Origin of the sequence: Algirhabdus cladophorae (assembly GCF_044772865.1) — a bacterium.
GTDB classification, from domain to species: Bacteria; Pseudomonadota; Alphaproteobacteria; order Rhodobacterales; family Rhodobacteraceae; genus Algirhabdus; species Algirhabdus cladophorae.
Map to the genome: position 1 here is coordinate 3,596,153 of NZ_CP173029.1, position 19,970 is coordinate 3,616,122.

Consider the following 19,970-nt stretch of genomic DNA (forward strand, 5'->3'; position numbering starts at 1 on the left):
AGATTTAGTTTTGGATTTAGCCAGATTGCAGGGCGTGTATTGGGACTGGGTTAACCTACTTTTGTTAACTCTGGGTCATGTTTCAGACGCTGTCCCTGATCCTGCCCGTGTTGATCCCATCTTGGCGGTTTTTCAAAACGATTGAACCCTCTCCACGGGTGGAATGGGCCGTATTCCCGCGCGGTGAAGACGCCCCGACCGTCTGGAACGAGTTTCGGCCGCAGCCCATAGTTGTTACGCCATTGCAGATGGTATTGCGGCTTTTTTGGAACCCTGATCGGAACGAAGAGCTGTTCGTGATCAGTTGTGCCGAGCGCATTCAGGTTCAGCCGACCCAACACAGTATCGTTGAAATCACTCAACGCGTTCAGGACGATGTGGCAAAGATGGGTTTGGAAACCGCGGGTCAGATATTGCAGTTTCGATTGGTTTTTGTCCGCCGCGTGGGGACGGAATTGGTGCGTGACATAGTGTTCTGTTCGGATGCGTTACCGGCTTTGAAAGAAGCAACTACGTGACGTTGGATTTGGCTTTGCGCGCGACCGAGGTACTGTTGGCACTGGCCTTTTTGCAGCAAAGCGCGGAACATATTTTCGGATCGAAAGCCGCACCATTGATATTCGTGCCGCGCGCTGGGCTGAGCATACTGTTGTTGCTAGGCCTCTACACGCCCTGGGTTTTACTGGTGCTGTCGGCCCATAGCCTGTTGATCCTGCGCCGGTTTCACGGGCCATATAACGGCGGAAGTGACCGGATGGGCCTGCTGGTTTTGTACTGCCTTTGCCTGTCGACTGGCCTGTTGACTTGGGTCGGAAAAGGCCTTGGGGCGCAGGTGGCGTTTGGTTATTTGGGTGTGCAGGTGATCCTGTCGTATTTCATCTCGGGCAAGGTCAAAGTCGTCAATCCCGATTGGCGTAATGGGCGCGCTTTGCGGGATGTCTTTCAGTTTTCAGCTTATCCGGTTAGTGAAAACCTGAGGCAGCTTGCGCACCGCCCGCGCCTGCTATGGGTAGCGTCATGGGCTGTCATGGTGTTCGAAGTTCTGTTCCCACTAAGCTTGTTCAGCACACCCAGTTTGATCGTAGCCTTGGGTGTGGCGACCTTGTTTCATACCGCCAACGCGGTTTTGTTCGGTTTGAACCGCTTTGTTTGGTTTTGGATTGCGTCCTATCCGTCGATCGTGTGGCTGCAGATAAGGCTGGTGTCTGGATGATGCTAACGGCGCATCATTCAAGGGCTAAATCAGACAGAAGGTTCGCAAAAGATGCCCCGTGCATGTCCCGATCAAACCGCGTTCCTTGAATTTCGGGGCGCGGTAGGCTGAATTTCAGGACATTCAGGTCAGCAATTTCATAGCGCTTTAGAACCTCAGTCGAGGCCCCAAGGGCGCGGGCTACGCGGGTGTCGTCAGCAATCTTGCACGCCTGTTGAAATGCCTCAGGACTGTCGCAAAAAATATCAATCGTCAGCCAAAAGGGCCCGGCATTTTTGGACCGGATTTTCAGGACCACATCGGAAAGCTTGGTCATGCGCTAAGGTCCATCACGTCGATTTGGAATGCGTCCATTGGGTTTTCCAACTCAAGAACATGGTTCAGGCAAAATTCGTAAATCTTGCCGCGTCCCATTTCGGTGGGGGAAAAAGGGAATGCAAAGGTGGGCATTTCTTCTTGTTCCGTCAGGGGGTGGTGCAGCAGATAGGGGTTAAGGATCTTTGCGACCTCGCGCGATGTGGCCTCGGACTGCGCAGTGATGATGCCCATTACGCCAACTTCGCTTGCGAATTGCGCGTTTTGTTCCAGCGGTCCAAGGGTGGCGTCAACGCCGATCAACCGCAATTCTAGAGTGAATTCCTCATTCACGCGCTCAATGGCTTTGCGTGTGCATTTTGCTTCGATATCGGCCACCCAGTCGCGGATGTTTTCGACGTATCGCGGATCACGCACCAAGGCGAGCGAGACGGTTTGGTAGCCGCCGCTGCGGGCCCCTTCCAGTTTGACGGTGTATGTCTGGCTGGGCACCCATTCACTGCCTGTCACGCGCACTGATCTGTCATCAAGGGCCGTGTATTTTGCTTTGAGTACGTCGAGGTGACCACCGGGTTCAAACAGCTGATATGGGTTCGAATTTTCATAGAGCATATGTGCAGAAACGGTGTAGGGGGTCGCCTTGGCCGAGGGGCACATAGGTTCGACCGTAAAGCCCGTCGCATCAAAAGTGATCATGATCGTGCCCGAGTTGGGGCTGGTCGTGGCCAAAGCGCCGCATTCGCCGATCTTTGCACCGTGCCACGCGGCACCGGCATGACATCCGCGCGACAAAGGCAAGGCGGCGATGGTTGCGGTGTCTGTTGTGCGGCCCGCGATCACGATATCGGCACCTGTGTCCAAAGCCGCTTGGATCTGTTCCGCACCAGCCAGCGCCACAATGTTCGTACAGCTTTCCAGAAGGTCCGTTGTGATATCCATGGCCGGTTCGAGCGGTGTGATTTTACTGGCATTTAGGGCCGCCACCATTTCCGCATTCGGTTGGCCAGATTTCAGCACCGCAACTTTCGCCGTCTGGCCGGTTTCGGCGATGATTTCGCGGGTAATATCGACCAGCCAATCCACTGCATCGTTGGCGCCGCTGGTGCCTGCAGTGCCAATGACCAAGGGCACTTGCGCCGTGGCGCGCGCGTCCATCAGCTCACGCCATTCGGATTTGATTGAGCTGCGTGAATATTTGGATGTGCCTGTGCCGAGGTAATGCGGACCACTGTCGGTCGAGCCGCCGTCGATGGCAATCAAGTCCGGTTTTTCAGCGACACCGCGTGCGAGGGCGTCACGGTCATAGCCAAGGCCAAGTGCCCCTGATGGAATTAAGATCTTGGTTGTGACCAGTTGATCCATTGTGTCCTCGCTTTTCATCGTTGCGCGCGTTGATGCCTGACTTAACCCATTGACCTGACGTGGTGCTGACGTTGCTCAGACCCTGCGCTATTCTTGCAGGATAGAGCTTTCCCATTCGGCAATAAAGTTCCGGCTTTTGAATTGATCGAGGTACACCAGCAAACCTGGTCCAAGGGCAATGCGGTGCAGCGAGTTTTCATTTGCCTGATCAAGCACGTTGGAACGTAGCAGTGGAGAATCTCCATCGGGGAATGTTTGGCCCAGCACAAAATCCAGAAATTCCGCCGCCAATTGCGGGTTTTCCGAAGTCGTGGGGATCACCATGGTTCGCAGCATCACAATTGAAAAATCTGTAGGCAGGATAATGGTAAAGGCATCAGAATCCTGTCGTTGTTCTGCGTAACTGGCCAGCACGTTGTACACGATGGCCAATTCACCGCTGACCACATCGTCTATCATGCTGGAGGTGCAGCAATAAAGCTGTGGGTCGAGCGTGCCCATGACTTCTGTCAAACGCCAATAGGTGTCCGAGGCGCGCGCATCTTGGGTGGCAAACAGGTAGCCAGATCCAGATTGGCGGATGTCATAAGTGCCGACGCGTCCTTCGAACACTTCTGGGTTTTGTCGCAAGGTGTTGATCAGTTCCTGTCTGTTTTCCGGCAGTGGCAGATCCGCGAAGGCGTCATTGGAAATGACAAACGCAGCGGGTTCTTGGGTAAAGGCAAAGACCATATCGTTCCAAACGGCCCAATCAGGAAGGTCCTGCGTTTGATCGGACGTATGCGAGCGGGCCATGCCGTCGTTGGCAAGTTTGGTCTGTAGGTCCATGGCACTGGAAATGGCCAGATCAAACGCCTTTTGTTCGTGTCGCACCGCGCGCATCACTTCGGACGAACTGGCAACGGTATAATCCACGCGCACTTGTGGATGATCGGTCAGGTAGGATTGAATCATCGGCTCAAAAAAGCTGATGTCCGCAGTGGATATGATGCGCAACACACGTTCTGATTCCGTGTCGCCAAAGACCGCGTGATCCTCAATTTCAAAGGCATGTGCCACTGTTGATGCACAGATCAGCCCGAGGGAAAAGATAAGACCACGCATGCGCCACCTCCTGAATTGTTGCTTAGGGTTACGATGCCGCCATGGGCGCGCACCACTTCATCGGCAATGGTCAAGCCGAGGCCTGAACCCACAACGCTGTTCGCGTTGGTGCCCCGCTCAAATCGTTCCAGCAAGGTGTCAGTATCGATCTCATCAAAGCCGGGGCCAGAGTCGGAGACCTTGATCTGGAAACCGTCCATGTCGCGGCGTAGTGACACTTCGATGACCTTGCCGCCACTGGAATATTTGATGGCGTTGTCCAGAACGTTGTGCAGCGCGCTTTGGAGTAGAATCCGATCGCCGACAATTTCTGCGCGGTCCAGTTGCAGAACGTTCACGCTAATTTCTTTGAGATCGTAGACGGGGCGCAATCGCTCGACGGTTTCATCGATCAGCTCGTGCAGATGCACCGTCTCGGATGACAGGTTGTCGGTGCGAAAGGTGACCATTGCGTGGTCCAGCAATTGCCCCGCAGTGCGCGAGCTTTCATCGATGGCCCGGATCATTTCACGTACAGCATGACGATTTTCTTCTTTTTCAACGCGGCGCAGGGTGATTTCAGCCTGTGTTCGGACAATGGCGAGGGGGGTTCTAACCCTATGGGCAGCCTCTGCGATGAAATCCTCGGATCGCGACAGGGATTTTTGCAGGCGTGTCATCAAGCTATTGAGGGACATAACCAGCGGCGCCATCTCGCTGGGTACGGGTGCGGCAACTGATCTAAGGTCTGATGGGCCACGGCGCGACACGGATTCAGTGAGACTATGCAAAGGGCGGATTGTGCTTTGGGCGATCACCATAGCCATGATCGCGGACAATGCGAAAAAGCCCACACCGATGCCAAGCGAAATGCGGGAAATGCGTGCCAGTGTCAGGTTCATGCCTGTTAGTGTTTGCGCCACGGAGACTTCCAGAAACGCCTGAGTGTTATCGATGGAAAAACTGCGCCGGGTTGCGGCGATCCTGATCTCCTGGCCAAGGTAAACAGCGGATTGAAACGTTGTATCGCCGTCGGTGAAATCGTTGGACCGTGGCAGATCCTCGTAGCCGGACAGAAAACCCTCTTGCAGCCGGATTGCGTAAAAGGCGCGTTCATCGGTGACGCGGTCCAGCATCGATAGGGCGGAATAGGGCAGGTCAATCGAGATGTCCCCTTGCGAGACCCGAGCGCTGTCCAAAATCGAGATCGCCGAGGCTGCGAGGATATTGTCCTGCGTTTCTTGCGCGATCTGTTGGAACACTGATTGCATCACGATGTACAACAAAACGCCCGTGACAGCGGAGCTGAACAACAGCATGATCAACAATCGCTGCCGAATGCTGGTTCTGGTGTTTGGCGTGGTCATGCCCGTTCTAATTTGTAGCCCATACCCCGGACTGTTGTGATCGAAACGTCGGATCCGCCCAAGTGCCGGCGCAATCGCCCGACATAGACTTCGATGGCGTTTTCTGAGGCTTCTTCGTCATAGGAAAACAGCCGATCAACCAGCTTTGGTTTCGAGAAGACCTGATTGGGTGCATTGACGAAGACCTCGAACAATCGCAACTCGCGGGTCCGCAGTTTTGTTTCATGTCCATCGATCTTGAGGGTGCCCGCCAGAGAATCAAACTCCAACTCACCAAAGGAGACAACATTGCGGGCCTCGCCCCCCTGACGCCGCAAAACGGCACGACAGCGGGCTTCAAGTTCGGAAAAATCGATGGGTTTCACCATATAATCGTCGGCCCCCAGATCCAACATGCCGACGCGATCTGAGACCTCGGATCGGGCGGTCAAAACAATCACAGGAGTGCGGGATTTCGCCTCGCGGCGCTGTGCAAGAAAGCTGCGCCCATCGCCATCAGGCAGCATAATATCCAATAAAATCAAATCGTAATCGGTGGTGTGGCTGAAATCCAAAGCGGTTGCAAGGTCTTCGGCGTGGTCAACCACATGACCGTCCAGACCCAGCCTGTCGACCACTGCGCTTGCCAGCGCTTTGTTGTCTTCAATGAGGAGAAAACGCATGGCGTTGTGTTCTTTCTGATGGCTTGTCAGCTTTGTGTCAGTTTGAATGGTCAGATTTGCCGAACATGAGCGGTGGAGGCCGCAAATGTCAAATGGGAGGAAAATTAAATGACATATCAAATGGGCCGTCGCGCCCTTCTTTGTGCTGTTGCAGCATTCGGACTTGCAAGCTCGGCCATGGCCGGTGGCCATCAGGTTGTAGACAGCATTCACTTCTTGATCCCCGGTGGTGCCGGTGGCGGATGGGACGGTACAGCACGTGGGACAGGCGAAGCCTTGACAGGTGCAGGCCTTGTTGGAACTGCGTCCTACGAAAACATGTCAGGCGGCGGTGGCGGCAAAGCCATTGGATACCTGATCGAAAATGCTGACAGCAACCATGGCACGTTGATGGTGAACTCGACACCTATCGTGATCCGTTCGCTGACGGGCGTGTTCCCGCAAAGCTTCCGTGATCTGACTTTGGTTGCAGGTACAATTGGCGACTACGCGGCCTTAGTCGTAGCAGCCGACAGTGACGTGCAAGACGTCAGCGGGTTGATCGACGCGTTTAATGCTGATGCGTCTTCTGTTGCCATTGGCGGCGGTTCAGTTCCGGGCGGCATGGATCACTTGGTTGCGGCGATGGTTTTCCAAGCAGCAGGTGCCGATCCTGTCGATATGAAATACGTGCCTTACGATGGCGGTGGCGCCACAATGGCAGGGCTTCTGTCTGGTGAGGTTCAGGCTGTGTCCACTGGTTTCTCGGAAGCCGTTGAATTGGCCAAAGCTGGCGAAGTTCGCATTATTGGCGTTACAGCCGACGAGCGCGTGGATGCCTATGCAGACGCGCCAACAATGGTAGAGCAAGGCAACGACACAACTTTCGTCAACTGGCGCGGGTTCTTTGCGGCACCAGGTCTGCCCGCTGACAAATTGGCCATGTACCAAGACGCTATCGACAAGATGTATAGCACCGACGAATGGGAAGCCGTGCGCGCGCGCAACGGTTGGGTCAACATCCATAACCCGGGTTCAGATTTCGAGACATTCCTTGAGAACCAGGAAACTGTCATCGGTGATCTGATGAAGAAGCTGGGCTTCCTCTAAACCTTACGTTTTCAAATCAACGACGCGTCCGGCACAGATCGGGCGCGTTTCTCTGGGGGAGGGGATTGGACAATGGCGATAGATCGCTGGGTAGCCTTTGTTATCTTGTTGCTGTGCTTAGCCTATGGATACGGCGCGTTTTTCACGATGGACGAGTTGTTGCCGCCTATCATGCAAAGACGCCCGATTTGGCCCTCTACCTTTCCTAAGGTTCTTGTGGTTGGCGGCATTTTCTTTTCGTTGATCATCCTGTTGGGATTGGAAAAGGCGCCCGCCAAAGAGGACGGGGGTGATATCAATCTGTCCCGTCTTGGCGATTATAATTTTGGCCAAGCTTTTCTGTTGCTCGGGCTGATGGTGGCCTATGCCGTTCTGCTTCGCCCGCTTGGTTTTCTGGCCTCAACTTTTCTGTTTCTCGCCGTCGGCAGCTTTGTTCTGGGGGAACGGCGCTATTGGTTGATGGTGCTGGTGTCTGCCATTGCCGCTGGATTTGTTTGGTATTTGGTCGACTCGGTTCTTGGGATTTTCCTGCGTCCGTTGCCTATGTTCATGGTTGGGGGCTAATATGCTTGAGGGACTTCTGGTTGGTCTTCAGACCGCATTTACTTTCACAAACATTATGATGGTTATCGGGGGCTGTCTGATCGGCACCTTCATTGGGATGTTGCCGGGTCTTGGGCCGATGTCGATTATCGCGATCATGATCCCTGTGGCGATCACTATTGGCGATCCGTCTACGGCACTAATCCTTTTGGCTGGCGTCTATTATGGGGCGGTCTTTGGCGGCTCGACCTCGTCTATCTTGATCAACGCGCCCGGTGTTGCCTCGACTGTCGCGACGTCCTTTGACGGCTATCCAATGGCGCGGGCCGGCATGGCCGGCAAGGCGCTGACAATCGCTGCGATCTCGTCCTTTGCGGGGGGTACCATTGGGGCAGTTCTGTTGGCGATTTTTGCGCCTGCTTTGGCATCGGTGGCATTGCTGTTCCACAGCTCTGAATATTTCGCTTTGATGGTCGTAGGGCTGTCCGCGATTGCAGCCTTTGCGGGCACGGGCCAAGTGTCTAAAGCTCTGCTGATGACCTTTGTCGGCCTTATGATGGCGACAGTGGGCGAAGGCGTGCTGTTCAACATGCCACGCTTTACTATGGGGGTCATGGACCTGCAGTCGGGCTTTGGCTTTATCACCTTGGCTATGGCGATGTTTGCCTTGCCCGAAGCGATCTATTTGGTTTTGGACCCGGGTCGGTCGAAAACAGGCGATGGTGATTCTGGTAAGATCACCAACCTGCGCATCTCCCGCCAAGAAGCGCGTTCAATTGCGCCCGTGATTGGACGCCAATCGCTGCAGGGCTTTTTCATTGGAGTTCTGCCGGGTGCGGGGGCCACTATCGCGTCCTTCTTGGGCTATGCGGTGGAACGCAACATTGCGCCAAAGGATGAACAGGCACAGTTCGGTAAAGGTGCACCAAAAGGTATCGCCGCACCGGAGGCTGCCAACAACGCGGCCTGCACTGGATCGTTCGTACCGCTGTTGACCTTGGGCATTCCCGGGTCTGGGACCACTGCAATTTTGTTGGGGGCCTTGATCGCCCTGAACGTCAGTCCGGGCCCGCGCCTGATGGTGGACGAGCCACAAATTTTCTGGGCTGTGATTATCTCGATGTATTTGGGTAATCTGGTGCTGTTGATCCTGAATCTGCCGCTGATCCCTTATATCGCCAAGGTCTTGTCCGTGCCGCGCAATTACCTGATCCCGTTCATTTTGTTCTTTACATTGATGGGGGCCTACATTGGGCAAAACAACGCAACCGAGTTGCTGATCCTTGTTGGATTTGGCGTCTGCGCCACGATCCTTCGGTTTGCGGATTACCCGCTCGCGCCGTTGTTGATTGGTTTCATTTTGGGGCCATTGTTGGAAAACAATTTCTCGCGGGCAATGCAGCTTTACGATGGGATCAGCTTTGTTTGGGAGCGCCCTATGACTCTGGCTTTGTTGGTGTTGGCCTTGGTTTTGGTCATTTTGCCAAGCTACCGTCAGCGTCGTGCCCGTATCCGTGCGCAAGGTGTTGCTGATGGGGACTAACCCTTTGGACGGTGTCAGGATCCTTGATCTGACAAATGTCTTGGCAGGACCCTACTGTTGCTACCAATTGGCCTTGATGGGGGCAGAGGTTATCAAAGTCGAACGCCCAAAATCGGGTGATTTGGCGCGTGTGTTGGGGGCAGATCCAGCGCGCAACACAGCCAAGATGGGCATCAGTTTTCTGGCGCAAAACGCGGGCAAAAAATCCGTAACGCTTGATCTTAAGTCCTCACGAGGCAAGCAGTTGCTCAAGCAGCTGGTGATCACAGCAGATGTGCTGGTCGAGAATTTCCGGCCCGGGGTGATGACGCGGTTAGGGCTGGATTACACAGCTTTGAAGGCCGAGAACCCTAGATTGATCTATTGCGCTATTTCGGGGTTTGGTCAAACCGGTCCGCGCAAAGATGATCCCGCTTATGATCAAATTGTGCAGGGCGTGTCTGGTGTTATGTCGATCACTGGATCGCCTGAAACTGCACCCTTCCGAGTGGGATATCCATTGGCGGACACCACGGGTGGTATGACCGCAGCGATGGCGATTGCAGCCGAGTTGAACGCCACCCCGCGCGGTGCGTTTTTGGACGTCTCCATGACGGATGCGGTTGTGTCGGCTATGGGCTGGGTGGTCTCGAACCACTTGATTGGCGGTGTTGAACCCGCGGCCCATGGCAATGAAAATACCACGTCGGCGCCTTCGGGGACTTTTGCGACCGCCGATCAACCGATTAACATCGCGGCTAATCGGGATGAGCAGTGGGAGGCTCTGGCCAAATACCTCGGGCGTTCCGATCTTTTGCATGATCCGGCCTATCTGACCCGCGAGGATCGCAAGGCCAACCGTCATAGATTAAGGGCAGAGTTAGAGACTGTTTTGACCACCAAACCGGCTGAGGTTTGGGTGAGTGCGCTTAACGCTCTTGGTGTTCCAGCGGGGCCTGTTCTAAGTGTGGCGCAGGTCCTTGTGGACCCGCAGTTAAGGGATCGTGGCATGATTGCTGATCTGCCCTTGGGCAAGGAACAGATCCAAGTGACCTCTACGCCTGTTATTGTGGACGGGATCAGGCCAGTGCCGCAATCGCCCCCGCCTGCCTTGGGACAGCACAATGCCGAGGTTTGGGCACAGGTAGGCTTGTCCGAGGATGAGATCGCAACGCTGCGACAGGAGGGTGTGATATGACCGATGTGTCCGATTGGTGGCGTACCTCGATTATTGAAATGGAGCCGGGTAAAATTCATTTGCGCGGCCACCCGATCCAAGACCTGATTGGCACGCGCAGTTTTTCAGAAATGATTTGGATGATGGTGCGGGGTGATATGCCTTCGCCTGCCCAGTCCAAGCTGTTTGAAGCGGCCCTCGTGGCTGCTGTGGATCATGGGCCCCAGGCCCCGTCCATTGCAGCCGCACGTATGGCTGTCACCTGTGGATTGCCATTGAACAATGCGATGGCCAGTGCAGTGAATATGTTGGGTGATGTCCACGGAGGTGCCGGTGAGCAAGCCGTTGAAATGTATCACCACATTCAAGAGTTTGACGGTGATCTTGCTGCGGCTTTGGATGATTGGATGGCTTTACGCGGCAAAATCATCCCCGGTTTTGGGCACCGGTTTCACACCCCCATTGATCCGCGCGCCCCAAGATTGATGACCTTGGTCGAAGAGGCGGTAAAAGCAGATGCCTGTTGCGGTGCGTTTTTAGCCATAGCGCGGGGCGTTGAAAATGAATTGGCCGTTCGTAAAAACCGCCCGATTCCAATGAACATCGATGGGGCGACAGCGGTGATTTACGCCGAGTTAGGGTTTGCCCCCCCGCTGGCCCGTGGCCTTTTTTGTCTGTCCAGATCAGTTGGAATTCTGGCCCATTCCTGGGAACAGATGCAACAAGGCGGCCGCAACAAAGGCCCGACCCCACCCCACTACCGCTGGACCTACGATAAACCGTAGTGTCCAATACCAGATAGGCTGATGACCAAGAAGCATCCTGTTCTATATTTTTGTCATTAACGCATAAGAGTGCAGTTCTTTGAAATAGCGGCCAAAAAAAACGTACTTAAAGATTTGATTTTATTATATTTTTTCACACCAAGAATTTCGAAACTCATATCTCTACGATGTGTACTCTTAACCTTGCAGATCTGGCGTGTTGCAGCCGCCCAAAGCAGACCTTTGCTTTGCAATACATAGGCGTCTTCTCAGCGGACAAAGGGTGAATTCGCTGCGTTTGCGCAAGAGGCTGCTTTCGTGCGCTTTCCGGACCTTCACTTTGGAGGGCACACGAGTTGCACACCTCCAGTGGTTACGACCTTGGTCCAGTGAGACAGTCTGTCCATTCCTCCAAAAAGTCGCGAAGCTTTCGACTCGCGGTCAATGGCCAATAGCCATCTCTGGAAGAGATGCAGGGTGAGTAGTATTGGCAAGGACGACGATTAGAAGTGTGGGACGTTTTCCGCCCCACACAGCGTATTCACTATGCGTGATGTTTCGGCATTTTCTGAAACACCACGTAAAGGCCCGCCAGAACCAAAGCCGTTTCGACGACACCGGCATTCCAGGCGGTCACAGTTTTGGTGAATCCGAACAGCCAAGGCGCCGCTACCAAAATCAAACCGTAGGAAACTCCCAGATAGGTCTGGACCAGGTAATGTTTGTTGTGGCCGTAACCCGCTGCGGTCAAAGCCAAGAGTCCCGAGAGAATGAGCAGTCCTGCATCGCCAACGAGGGCATTGCTAAGAGCCGATTGGCCGCCAAGAAGCATGAATGGCGACAAAATGAGCCAAAGCCCTAAAGCTGTGAAGGTCCATCTGAAAGCTTCACGATTTTGCATGGCGCGCTTTCCAATCCTTGGTTTCAGGCATCGGTTTCAGGATCCGCGAGATTGCCAAGCTCGACGGCGATAGCCATTTCCTCGTCGTCGACGAGTCCATCACCATTTGTGTCGATCTCGCCGAACAATTCCTCGGTGAGTTCAGGATATGAAACCTGAAGCTCAGCGAAGGACGCCATGCCGTCGCCGTCAGTATCAATTTCGGCAGACATTGCATTGGCGGAGAATGTGACAGATGTCACAAGGGCAGCTGCGAGAATTACACTCTTCACGTTTTTTCCAATCAAGGTAAAGCAATCCATCATGGATTGCGGTTCAAGTCCCGGCGTATTGCATTCTGCATTTGCGCAAACTGGCCCGCATTTTCACGCGGCCGTTATTAATTACGCAAGGGCTTTCCTGGCAGCGTCGAGTTCGTATTTCGTCTTGATGTCGTCATTCGCTTTGTACGCGGCCTCAGCAGCGTAGTAATGTCTCCAGGCCTGCGTTCTTTTTTCACCGAAGGGTGCGACTCCACAGCTGGCTTTGACGGACTTCATCTTTTCCGAGATGGTATTAGTGTTGAGTTTCATCGTGGTGTCCTTTCCTAGGCACTTCGAGAAAGAGCGGCGCGCGAAAGAAGAATTTCTTTTTTAGGGAACTGCCACTTACGCGCCGCTATAAAACTCGAAAACACACTTCCTGCTGAATTTTCAGCGGGCAATTTCTAGCTAGCTTACATTCCAGTTTTCGACGCTTACACAGATCAGCTTGGAGCAATTTAGTGCTAGAAAGCGGAGCATTCAGACATTGTCTGCTCAGGGGGCAGAGCGACTGGAAAAAGTCGGGGCGTTGGTGCGAGCCGCTTTCAGAAATATACTGCTCGCGGCTCATAATGAGTGGTTCCAATGCCGCGAGCAAAAGTTCGCTTCTACATCATGCCTTCCATACCCTCCATGTCGGGTATGCCGTGGCGGTTCGGCTTGGCGGGTTTGTCCGCCACCATCGCTTCAGTGGTGACCAGCAGGCCGGCAACCGATGCGGCATATTCCAGCGCGATCCGAACGACCTTGGTCGGATCAATGACACCGGCCTTCAACATATCCCCATACTGGTCCAGTTGCGCATCATAGCCGAACGTCTTGCTGGTGTTCTCAAGTACTTTTCCTGCCACGACCGAGCCATCAACACCGGCGTTTTCTGCGATCTGGCGCAACGGTGCCTGAAGGGCTTTGCGGATGATCTTGATACCCGCATCCTGATCCGCGTTGTCTCCTTTTAGCCCTTCCAGAACCTTGCCTGCATGGACAAGTGCGACGCCACCGCCTGGCACGACGCCTTCTTGGACGGCCGCACGTGTTGCGTTCAAGGCGTCATCAACCCGATCCTTGCGCTCTTTCACTTCGATCTCGGTCGCACCACCAACTTTGATCACCGCAACGCCGCCCGCCAGTTTGGCCAGCCGTTCCTGCGGTTTTTCGCGGTCGTAGTCTGAACTGGTCTCTTCGATCTGTGCACGGATTTGGGTGACACGCGAAGCTATAGCTTCTTTGTCGCCTGCGCCGTCGATCACAGTTGTAGTGTCCTTGGTGATTGTGATCTTCTTGGCATCGCCAAGCATTTCCATCGTGACGTTTTCGAGCTTGATGCCCAGTTCTTCGGAAATCACTTGTCCGCCCGTCAGGACGGCAAGATCTTCCAGCATCGCTTTGCGGCGATCCCCAAAACCAGGAGCTTTGACACCGGCCACTTTCAGCCCACCGCGCAGTTTGTTCACCACAAGCGTTGCGAGTGCTTCGCCATCAATATCCTCGGCCATCACCAAAAGCTGCTTGTTCGCCTGCATGACAGCCTCAAGCAAAGGCACCATGGGGGCCAGAGACGTCAGTTTCTTCTCGTGCAGGAGGATGACGCAGTCCTCCAGGGTCGCCGTCATCTTGGCGGTATCTGTGATGAAATACGGGCTGAGATAGCCACGATCGAACTGCATGCCCTCGACGACTTCGGTCTCGGTCTTCAGCCCTTTGTTCTCTTCGACAGTGATGACACCTTCGTTGCCGACCTTGGCCATGGCGTCCGCGATCTGTTGACCGATAGCAGCTTCACCGTTTGCCGAGATGGTTCCGACTTTGGCGATTTCGGCCGTATCGCCCACTGGCCGCGACATTGCCTTCACCTCCGTCACAACGGCGGTGACCGCTTTGTCGATCCCGCGTTTGAGGTCCATCGGGTTCATGCCAGCGGCGACCGACTTCATGCCTTCCTTGACGATGGCCTGAGCGAGAACCGTGGCGGTTGTTGTGCCGTCGCCTGCCTCGTCATTGGTGCGCGATGCAACATCCTTGACGAGCTGTGCGCCCATGTTCTCGAACGCATCCGAGAGTTCGATTTCCTTGGCGACCGTAACACCGTCCTTGGTGATGCGTGGCGCGCCATACGACTTGTCGAGGACCACGTTGCGGCCCTTGGGGCCAAGCGTGACCTTGACGGCGTTGGCGAGCGTATTGATGCCCTTAAGCATGCGGTCACGGGAGTCCGTGCCGAATTTGACGTCTTTTGCAGACATGGTGGTATTCCTAAATGAAAGATGTGTGAAAGGGGACGCGTCGTTCAGGCCATAATGCCCAAGATGTCGCTCTCCTTCATGATCATCAGCTCTTCGCTATCAATCTTAATTTCAGTGCCCGACCATTTGCCGAACAAAATTTTGTCGCCGGCTTTGACGTCCATTGCGATACGTGCGCCTGCGTCGTCTTTTGCACCGGCACCGACGGATACGACTTCGCCTTCCTGCGGTTTTTCTTTTGCATTGTCAGGGATGATCAGGCCGCCCGAGGTCTTATCTTCGCCTTCAATACGGCGGACCAAGACACGGTCATGTAGTGGGGTAAACATCATGGAAATGCTCCTTTTCGGGATTTCCGGGTAGGGGTGGCATGCTTAAGGACGCATTGGCACTCGCCACACCTGAGTGCCGATGTATGAAAAATGGCTATCTTGATCGGTCTCTGCAATAGGTTGTTGAACTATATTTAGCTCAAACCTGCTTTTCAGAAATCGCGGCGTAGAAGGCTGTCTTACTTTACCTTTTTCCCACCAATCGCCAGCGCAGGCTTTCCTGCGAGGGAGTTGGCCGTGGCAGAGACCTTCGGTAGGTCGTGGTGCGAGCGATGTCTAGACTGGCCGAAATGACGGGTCCAGTACGGTACTGGGAGGACGCCGCGCGCCTGTGGGCATCAGCGGCGCCAAGATGCACCCGGGCTGCCGGGAACGGCGTTCCGCCAGGCGTTTAACCCCTTGCAGCGCCGACAGATCCGTTCCCCAAAGCCTTCACTCCAGAAAACAGCATCGCATCTCAGACAAGGACGCTCTCGTGGTACGTCGCCAAAGGCCCTTCCGCGGGCGATGTCCGAAAATGCTACGTCGACCGAGGTTTTGTTCGTGATCATGTTAAATCCGCGCTGACTTCCGTGCGCATAGCCGACGTCCCTGTCGGTCGTGGAGACATGCCCTCGTTTTCATCAGCATGGATTGACGCAATGTCACGTGCACCTTGTCGCGCCGGGTCCCGGTCAAGGACATCCCTCTCAGACTGGGGCGTCCTGAGCCCCGAATAGAGATGCCGCAAATGTGCTGCAGAGACCCCGTCAGCCTCCATCACGAGGCGCACCATCGGATCAGCCAGCATTTCCTCAAGGAAGAAGTCGGACAACGCTCTGCCTGTCAGCTTGTCCTTGGCGCGGGCATGGTCCAGATCGGCAAGGGAAACGGTCAGAGACTGCGCAAGCCCCAGATGCGATGTCCGGGGGTGAAGTTTCACCATGACGGAGGCTTTCCAGGCTGCGGGATCCTGTTGATCCGGGGGAGAAACCAATTCCGTTTCGATCTCGTACTCTCCCGCCGGAAGCATCTCGTTGAAGCCCGGAACGGTGAAAGGGCGGGAAAAAACCGCAATGGTCTTGCTCGTCAATTCTTCCATTAGTATGGACCTTTCCCTTGTTGCTGTGGGTGGTCCGCGCGCCCGTTGAGAATGGGGCGCGTGGCCGGTGCAAATCTCAAGATGTCTTGGATTTCGCTGGTGCTTCCTTGCCAACGGCCTTGGACTCGTTCTCTTTGGCAGGGGTTTTCGCAGGCTTCAGCTTCATTGCGGCCGCAGCCCTGGCAGTCAGGTCCTTGAAGGACATATCATTGATCCTTTGATTGGCCGGCGCCAACTCCTCATCCATGTCGGACCGGGATGCTTGACGCCAGTGTTACTAATATGGGGATTGGCGACCCCGTTTACGATAGCGCATCAAAAAGGAAGCCAAGGTATGTCAGGCCAAATCATCCGTCCAGACCTTGAATTCCATCAAAGTGTTCTGACCAAATGTCTGGGTCAGAGGGACATCGGCAGCATAGCGACCGCGCGCGATCAGAATTCTGGCAAACCGCGGCTTGTTATTCCGCGGGTCGAACATTTGCCATTCTCCAGCAAGGAATACCTCCATCCAGACGGCAAAGTCCCCTGGCGGATGAGGCAGAGGTTCACCGATGTCGCTCAGATATCCGGTGCAGTAGCGGGCTGGAATTTTCATGCAGCGACACAAAGCGATGGCGAGATGGGCGAAGTCGCGGAAGACACCCTGTCGCTCGGCGATGGTCTGCGATGCGGTGCGCGTCGCCTTCGCCTGCATGGAGTCGAAGCGGACATGTCCGTGCACGAAATCGCAGATCGCCTGCACGCGGGGCCATCCGGGGTCCGTGGTCTCAAAAAAGCGCCACGCCTCCTCCGACAGAAGGTCGGTATCGCAGTACCGGCTGCCCTGCAGAAACACGAGGGTCTCGAAAGGCAGATCCTCGACTGCGTGCTGCTTCGCGTCAGGGGGCGCGGGATCGGGGCGGCCATAGTCGCGGAAGATGCCATCCGTTGACAGCGCGAAGTCTCCCGGCGGAGCCATGAGGCGCGTACACCAGTTGCCGAAGCCGTCGCGGTAGCTTTCGAGCGGTACGCTCGACGACGACACGAGGTAATCGGCACGCTCCAGATCACCAAAGTGCGAGTAGTGGACGTTCAGCATCGCGATCAGCGGCGTCGGCTGCGGGAAGCTGTAGCGCAGACGGCACCCGATGCTGACGCGCATGGCTGACCTGCCACGACGAGAAAAATCCGCATCACCGTGCAAGGATGCACATCCCATCGGAGAGCCTTAAGCCTCGATTGTGGCCCCACCGGGTTCCGGATCGGTCGAGATTGGCGTTCTCCGGCAGATCGATAGCGATGCAACCGCCACCATAGCTGGGCGCCTGAGCATCCTGCGGAATCGGCCCCGTGCCATCCTGCGCAAGCGCGGGGAAGGCGAAGGACGCGATCACACCGGCCATGAATGCCGTCTTCGCGATCAGCCTCGCGAGGGGATGCCTCATCGCCGCTTGCTCCTTGGTGGACCAGAGTCCGCCGGTTGCCGCGCGAGTCTTCGATAGCCCAAGCGTGAGCGTTCCGGTCAGCCGTCGATTGGGCGCGGGCGGGTAGCCTCAGGAATTCGGTCTCGTTGGCATGCCTTCGTTCTCGGCCACCTGGATCGCGAAGTCCTGCGGGACTGTCGGATGAGAGCTACCGGTCATCGGGGCGACAACTTGTGCAAGGCAGCAGCGGCAAGAGCATGCTCCTTCTGGCAGTAGTCGCCGCGGAACTTGCCATCGACCTCCACCTCCCACATGCCGTTCCTTTCGCGCACCTGAACTCCATCGCGCCGCGCTGGCCGGTCCATGGAGGAACCCTGTGCTCCTTTGCTTTTCAGCGGCACGGGTTGCTTGTCGGTCATTTTCGGCCCCTTCGCGTTGGGCGCACGCGTTTCTCCGAGGAGCATCACCGCGCGAATGAATTCTTCCGCGTAATCATCGGTTTCGCGGTGATCATGTTCGTGCCGGGCCATACTCATCGGCTCGACGAACCGTGCTCTTAAATGATCGATGAACCTCGGCGCCGTCCGAGCCATGTAGGCGATCAGAGCTTGCAGGATCCGTTCATGGGCCAGCACACGCCGTTCGAGATCGGTGGTCTCGGGGGAAGCTATCGGCATGGCGCGGATCATCCTTCATCGACTGCGCTTTCCAGGCGCTCCGGCAACGCGTCAACATCAAGAGCTGCCAGACAACCCTGCGCAATCTCTCGGTCTGGGGCATCGGTTCCCGGCATGGTCGCCCAGCCGGCCGTCATGAGAGCGTCGCGCCGCTGGTGGGTCGAGGCTGCTCGGATCGTTTCCAACTTGTCTGCCCGTGACGGGTCGGAGCGCGCCATGTCGAGGCAGACCGGGACCATGGACGCGACAACGTTGTCGCGGGACATCGCCATCGCCCTGTCGTTCGAGGTGCCGCCGGTCACCCAGCCACCCCAGGAAAATCCGACGATGCCAACAAAGGCGGCGCCGACTAGCGCGCCATAGATGCCGGGTTTGAGCCATTCGGGAGTATTCATTTTCTATCCTCCTGCGGAGAAAGCGCCGCTTCGCTGTGATTGTTCGTTTCGGATGTGTCTGCGTCCCGGCGCAGCGCCTCCTTTATGTCGCTCTCGGTCGTCAATCGGAGCTCACTTCGCCCCGCGTGAGCACCCTTGCCGCGCACCGTCATGTAGGTCGCCGTCCGTCGATAGGCCTCGAAGCTCAGCCCCTGGAGAAGTTCTTCTTCGATGAGAACCTCATAGTCGCCCGAGGGCAGATCGCCCGGGTATCCCTGCAAGGTGAACGGGTTCGAAAACGTCACCATCGATCTGGTCGACCGCATGCTCATCTCTGGTCTCCGCGATGTTGGCAGATTTGTCGCCCGCCACTGTTGACGGCCCCTTGGAGTGGGGGACGGACCAGTCGAACGAGTTACTCTCTTATACCCCGGGACCGTCCGACTGGCGCTGACGCATGTTAGTCCCGGGCACCGAACCGGCTGCGACCTTCCGGGGGCAGTCACCCGCACTGACCTGTGTAAGGGCGGCGAGACCGACCTGCGCGTATCCTGTGGGAAACAGGGATGATCTGCGTTCCTGCAACCAAGGAATGGAATGACAATGGCCGCCCCCAATATTCTCAACCCGCACCCGCCCGAGTTCGATCGGTTTCTCTATGCATCCGTCGGCGAGGACCGGAACGGCTACGCCGTGACCGTGCTCTCCACGCTCGCGCGGCTTGGCCTCGATCCATGGAAGGAAACCGCTGAACTGGTCACGCTGGGGCGGGACGCCGCGCGAGCGCGATTGGGAACGCTGCTTGCCCGGTTTCGGGACGTTCCGGCGCTCGCCAGCGACCACGGCAAAATCGCACAAGACCTGAGCCAGCTGCTTCCCGAAGGCCGGACGTCAGGTAGCCAGAAGCGAGCGGCCTCGACCGTCGCCGGCGGCAGCCCGGGAGCAAGCGGAGCGATCTGGGCGGTGCTCGCGATCGTCTTTGTACTGTTTCAGATGTTCATGGTTGGCGGCTCGGGGTCAGGCCAATGACCGTCTCAACCGCAACCACGGGCAGACCGGCACATGCGGCGCACAAGTCAGGCACGCTATCGCCTCGCGAACAAGGCGTTCTCTGGGACATGGAAGAACACTTTTGGACCAGTGACGCCGACAACGCGCGGGCGACGACATCGACCAACGCCGTCATGGTCTTCCCCTATCCGCCCGGCATCCTCCAGGGCGACCAGATCTGGACCCACCTTCATGAAAATACAGGCTGGCGCACCGTTGTCATGGCCGAACGGCGCGTGACGCGGTGTCGTGACATCGCCATTCTCACCTATCGGGCCTCGGCAGAGAAGGCCGACGTGCAAATCTACAAAGCCCTCTGCGCCTCGACCTACCTCCACGATAACGAAATCTGGCTGAGGATTTCCCACCAGCAAACTACGGTAACGTGAGAAGCACAGAGGCAATCGACCTAACGCAGGCGTCGGGACTAACATGCGTTAGTGTGGAAGACCTCTGGCAAGGCTAGGTCAGGCAAGTCCGCCAAATATTTGGTGGCAGAGCAGATTT

At 56.0% G+C, this 19,970-nt stretch carries 26 protein-coding genes; 9 read left to right on the forward strand and 17 right to left on the reverse strand.

The window, feature by feature from the left end; translation table 11 throughout:
- The first annotated feature begins 77 nt into the window (after positions 1-77).
- Both ACIRQ6_RS17465 and ACIRQ6_RS17470 read left to right on the forward strand, forming a co-directional pair.
- Positions 78-518, forward strand: coding sequence for a hypothetical protein (locus tag ACIRQ6_RS17465; RefSeq protein ID WP_420861897.1), 441 nt, complete (start codon positions 78-80; stop codon positions 516-518).
- Positions 515-1,213, forward strand: coding sequence for an HTTM domain-containing protein (locus tag ACIRQ6_RS17470; RefSeq protein ID WP_420861898.1), 699 nt, complete (start codon positions 515-517; stop codon positions 1,211-1,213). The genes ACIRQ6_RS17465 and ACIRQ6_RS17470 overlap by 4 nt, the downstream gene beginning before the upstream one ends.
- Before the next feature lie 13 nt (positions 1,214-1,226).
- Here the strand turns inward: ACIRQ6_RS17470 and ACIRQ6_RS17475 are convergent, their stop codons facing one another.
- The 5 genes from ACIRQ6_RS17475 to ACIRQ6_RS17495 all read right to left on the reverse strand — a co-directional run bounded on the left by ACIRQ6_RS17475 (position 1,227) and on the right by ACIRQ6_RS17495 (position 6,002).
- Positions 1,227-1,529: a DUF4387 family protein gene (locus ACIRQ6_RS17475; protein ID WP_420861899.1), complete on the reverse strand. Its 303-nt coding sequence runs from the start codon at positions 1,527-1,529 to the stop codon at positions 1,227-1,229.
- Positions 1,526-2,890, reverse strand: coding sequence for an acyclic terpene utilization AtuA family protein (locus ACIRQ6_RS17480; RefSeq protein WP_420861900.1), 1,365 nt, complete (start codon positions 2,888-2,890; stop codon positions 1,526-1,528). Before ACIRQ6_RS17480 ends, ACIRQ6_RS17475 begins: the two co-directional genes overlap by 4 nt.
- A gap of 87 nt (positions 2,891-2,977) precedes the next feature.
- A complete protein-coding gene (locus ACIRQ6_RS17485; protein ID WP_420861901.1) occupies positions 2,978-3,994 on the reverse strand; it encodes an extracellular solute-binding protein in 1,017 nt (338 codons plus the stop codon).
- Positions 3,964-5,340 (reverse strand): sensor histidine kinase N-terminal domain-containing protein, encoded by a 1,377-nt coding sequence (locus ACIRQ6_RS17490; RefSeq protein WP_420861902.1) that lies wholly within the window; start codon positions 5,338-5,340, stop codon positions 3,964-3,966. Before ACIRQ6_RS17490 ends, ACIRQ6_RS17485 begins: the two co-directional genes overlap by 31 nt.
- Positions 5,337-6,002 (reverse strand): response regulator transcription factor, encoded by a 666-nt coding sequence (locus ACIRQ6_RS17495; RefSeq protein WP_420861903.1) that lies wholly within the window; start codon positions 6,000-6,002, stop codon positions 5,337-5,339. Before ACIRQ6_RS17495 ends, ACIRQ6_RS17490 begins: the two co-directional genes overlap by 4 nt.
- Before the next feature lie 108 nt (positions 6,003-6,110).
- Here ACIRQ6_RS17495 and ACIRQ6_RS17500 point away from each other — a divergent pair, with 108 nt between their 5' ends.
- From ACIRQ6_RS17500 to ACIRQ6_RS17520, 5 genes are all read left to right on the forward strand, one after another.
- A complete protein-coding gene (locus tag ACIRQ6_RS17500; RefSeq protein WP_420861904.1) occupies positions 6,111-7,091 on the forward strand; it encodes a Bug family tripartite tricarboxylate transporter substrate binding protein in 981 nt (326 codons plus the stop codon).
- 72 nt (positions 7,092-7,163) lie between these two features.
- Positions 7,164-7,655 carry a tripartite tricarboxylate transporter TctB family protein gene (locus ACIRQ6_RS17505; RefSeq protein ID WP_420861905.1) on the forward strand — a complete coding sequence of 164 codons (492 nt, stop codon included), beginning with the start codon at positions 7,164-7,166 and terminating at the stop codon, positions 7,653-7,655.
- A gap of 1 nt (position 7,656) precedes the next feature.
- Positions 7,657-9,177, forward strand: coding sequence for a tripartite tricarboxylate transporter permease (locus ACIRQ6_RS17510; RefSeq protein WP_420861906.1), 1,521 nt, complete (start codon positions 7,657-7,659; stop codon positions 9,175-9,177).
- Positions 9,167-10,354 (forward strand): CaiB/BaiF CoA transferase family protein, encoded by a 1,188-nt coding sequence (locus ACIRQ6_RS17515; protein WP_420861907.1) that lies wholly within the window; start codon positions 9,167-9,169, stop codon positions 10,352-10,354. Before ACIRQ6_RS17510 ends, ACIRQ6_RS17515 begins: the two co-directional genes overlap by 11 nt.
- Entirely contained in the window at positions 10,351-11,118 is a 768-nt protein-coding gene (locus ACIRQ6_RS17520) for a citryl-CoA lyase (RefSeq protein WP_420861908.1), read from the forward strand. Before ACIRQ6_RS17515 ends, ACIRQ6_RS17520 begins: the two co-directional genes overlap by 4 nt.
- 523 nt (positions 11,119-11,641) lie before the next feature.
- Here ACIRQ6_RS17520 and ACIRQ6_RS17525 read toward each other — a convergent pair.
- From ACIRQ6_RS17525 to ACIRQ6_RS17580, 12 genes are all read right to left on the reverse strand, one after another.
- Positions 11,642-11,998, reverse strand: coding sequence for an SPW repeat domain-containing protein (locus ACIRQ6_RS17525; RefSeq protein WP_420861909.1), 357 nt, complete (start codon positions 11,996-11,998; stop codon positions 11,642-11,644).
- Between the two features lie 23 nt (positions 11,999-12,021).
- Positions 12,022-12,270 carry a hypothetical protein gene (locus tag ACIRQ6_RS17530; protein ID WP_420861910.1) on the reverse strand — a complete coding sequence of 83 codons (249 nt, stop codon included), beginning with the start codon at positions 12,268-12,270 and terminating at the stop codon, positions 12,022-12,024.
- A 111-nt stretch (positions 12,271-12,381) separates the two neighbouring features.
- Positions 12,382-12,570 (reverse strand): hypothetical protein, encoded by a 189-nt coding sequence (locus ACIRQ6_RS17535; RefSeq protein WP_420861911.1) that lies wholly within the window; start codon positions 12,568-12,570, stop codon positions 12,382-12,384.
- A gap of 338 nt (positions 12,571-12,908) precedes the next feature.
- Positions 12,909-14,543: a chaperonin GroEL gene (gene groL / locus ACIRQ6_RS17540; protein WP_420861912.1), complete on the reverse strand. Its 1,635-nt coding sequence runs from the start codon at positions 14,541-14,543 to the stop codon at positions 12,909-12,911.
- Positions 14,544-14,587: 44 nt separating this feature from the next.
- Positions 14,588-14,875, reverse strand: coding sequence for a co-chaperone GroES (locus ACIRQ6_RS17545; protein ID WP_420861913.1), 288 nt, complete (start codon positions 14,873-14,875; stop codon positions 14,588-14,590).
- 547 nt (positions 14,876-15,422) lie between these two features.
- A complete protein-coding gene (locus ACIRQ6_RS17550; protein WP_420861914.1) occupies positions 15,423-15,956 on the reverse strand; it encodes a hypothetical protein in 534 nt (177 codons plus the stop codon).
- Between the two features lie 76 nt (positions 15,957-16,032).
- Entirely contained in the window at positions 16,033-16,161 is a 129-nt protein-coding gene (locus ACIRQ6_RS17555) for a hypothetical protein (protein WP_420861915.1), read from the reverse strand.
- Positions 16,162-16,293: 132 nt separating this feature from the next.
- Positions 16,294-17,100 (reverse strand): transglutaminase-like domain-containing protein, encoded by an 807-nt coding sequence (locus ACIRQ6_RS17560; RefSeq protein WP_420861916.1) that lies wholly within the window; start codon positions 17,098-17,100, stop codon positions 16,294-16,296.
- A gap of 31 nt (positions 17,101-17,131) precedes the next feature.
- Positions 17,132-17,383: a hypothetical protein gene (locus tag ACIRQ6_RS17565; RefSeq protein WP_420861917.1), complete on the reverse strand. Its 252-nt coding sequence runs from the start codon at positions 17,381-17,383 to the stop codon at positions 17,132-17,134.
- Between the two features lie 194 nt (positions 17,384-17,577).
- Complete coding sequence (locus tag ACIRQ6_RS17570; RefSeq protein ID WP_420861918.1) at positions 17,578-18,051, reverse strand: hypothetical protein; 474 nt, start codon at positions 18,049-18,051, stop codon at positions 17,578-17,580.
- Complete coding sequence (locus tag ACIRQ6_RS17575; protein WP_420861919.1) at positions 18,048-18,434, reverse strand: hypothetical protein; 387 nt, start codon at positions 18,432-18,434, stop codon at positions 18,048-18,050. Before ACIRQ6_RS17575 ends, ACIRQ6_RS17570 begins: the two co-directional genes overlap by 4 nt.
- Positions 18,431-18,745 (reverse strand): hypothetical protein, encoded by a 315-nt coding sequence (locus tag ACIRQ6_RS17580; RefSeq protein WP_420861920.1) that lies wholly within the window; start codon positions 18,743-18,745, stop codon positions 18,431-18,433. The genes ACIRQ6_RS17575 and ACIRQ6_RS17580 overlap by 4 nt, the downstream gene beginning before the upstream one ends.
- Positions 18,746-19,010: 265 nt before the next feature.
- Between ACIRQ6_RS17580 and ACIRQ6_RS17585 the strand changes: the two genes are divergently transcribed.
- Together ACIRQ6_RS17585 and ACIRQ6_RS17590 are read left to right on the forward strand one after the other, a co-directional pair.
- Positions 19,011-19,442, forward strand: coding sequence for a hypothetical protein (locus tag ACIRQ6_RS17585; RefSeq protein ID WP_420861921.1), 432 nt, complete (start codon positions 19,011-19,013; stop codon positions 19,440-19,442).
- Complete coding sequence (locus ACIRQ6_RS17590; protein WP_420861922.1) at positions 19,439-19,852, forward strand: hypothetical protein; 414 nt, start codon at positions 19,439-19,441, stop codon at positions 19,850-19,852. Before ACIRQ6_RS17585 ends, ACIRQ6_RS17590 begins: the two co-directional genes overlap by 4 nt.
- Positions 19,853-19,970: the final 118 nt, after the last annotated feature.